The sequence below is a fragment of the Microcystis sp. LE19-41.2A genome, from assembly GCF_027530405.1.
GTDB lineage: Bacteria > Cyanobacteriota > Cyanobacteriia > Cyanobacteriales > Microcystaceae > Microcystis > Microcystis aeruginosa.
Genome location: NZ_JAPZQJ010000621.1, coordinates 1 through 1382, shown reverse-complemented (window position 1 = coordinate 1382; position 1382 = coordinate 1). Strand labels below are relative to the sequence as shown.

1 protein-coding gene and 1 pseudogene are annotated in these 1382 nt (G+C 37.8%); both read right to left on the bottom strand.

Translation table 11 applies throughout. The annotated features are described in order from the left end of the window. Nucleotides 1-201, bottom strand: a pseudogene (locus O9290_RS25525) (hypothetical protein); the annotation flags it as partial. Between the two features lie 64 nt (nt 202-265). After that, entirely contained in the window at nt 266-1048 is a 783-nt protein-coding gene (locus O9290_RS25520) for an FkbM family methyltransferase (protein WP_288054970.1), read from the bottom strand. Between the last annotated feature and the right edge of the window lie 334 nt (nt 1049-1382).

Genomic DNA, 1382 nt, shown 5'->3' with positions numbered 1-1382 from the left:
ATCGACGTTAAAAAGTCCCCCGTCCGGCAATCCCGCACCCTGATTTCTGAGGTTGATAATGCAGCGGACTCGCGGTTTTAGGGTTTTACCGATTTCGTTAAGCAGAGTTTCGAGAGTGCCGTAGTAGGAGGTTTCTTTTACGGCAGCTTGGGAGGAGTGGATTTCGTGCAGGTTGCGAAAATAATTGACGAGGGGATTCATAAAAGTGGCAGGAACATCACCCAATTAAGAATAATCAACCAGTTACGAACATAGTGCCGAATATCTAATACATAGATTGCAAAGTTCTGTAATAATTGCTTTGATTTAATCCATATATTTTTCGAAAAGATTTATGAATATAAAAACTATCTAATCCAGGAATCAGCTTAACCCATATATATCCTTTTTGGATTAACAAGTTATGTATAAATTCACTTGGCCTCTCGATAGTCATACTATTAAAAATATACTTGTTAAAGGGGAAATCTGCGAGAATTCTAGTTTCAGCACCTTCTACATCTATCGACAGGTAATCGATCACCTCAGGAGCTTCGTGTTCCTCTAAAATATTCGCTAAAGTTTTCGTTTTTAACCGTATGACTTCTCCATTTTTAATGTTTTCTTTTTTTCGGTTATCAGTATCTTCATCGATAATTCCTCCATAAAGATTGTTGCAGATAAAATCAATTTCTTTCTCTCGGTCATCCACACAAACATTCAAGCAAATAGCACTTCTATTTCTTTTTAGCTGTTCAAAATATATCGGGTTCGCCTCAATGCAAATGCCCGACCATTGATAGCATTTTTCTAATAAATAAGTGTTATTGATTTTTATCCCATCCGCAGAACCTATCTCTACAAAATACCCCTTATCTTTGTGATCGAAGGCCTCATTAATGACCCAGTAGTCCTGTCCAGCTTGCGATAAACTTTTTCGACTGGTAAGTCGCTTCTCCCGTAAAATTTTATATAAAGAACTCTGGTTTAAAGAATCGATGATATTTTGCGGCAATAACTTTTTAAAGCTATAGGCGGAATCCCCTAAAATCTTGTTAATGTTTTGCATTTTGAGTGATTATGGTCTTGCGTAAAGTATATCTAAAGTGTCTGGTAAACTTTACCGTGTATTTTTCAAAAAGTCAAGGGGTATTTTATCGGAGATAAGGCACAAAATGTTCTTGTGCTTGGGTATAGCTAGTATAGGTGGTGGGGATGGGCAGCATGGCCATTAATCAACTCCGCAGTCAAAAAATTAATCATTGGATGGATTTGAGGTTTTTAGCCAAAACTCGGCTTCTGACGGGGCTAAACTATAGGCTTCTAATTCTACCGGTTGACCTTGGCTATTGCGACCGATGAGCAGAAAATCGCGATAATTGCTGACTAATACTTGACCGTAT

Bases quoted from the DNA above. Each gene is read 5' to 3' on its own strand.
- O9290_RS25520 (WP_288054970.1), bottom strand. From the start codon at position 1,048: ATGCAAAACATTAACAAGATTTTAGGGGATTCCGCCTATAGCTTTAAA.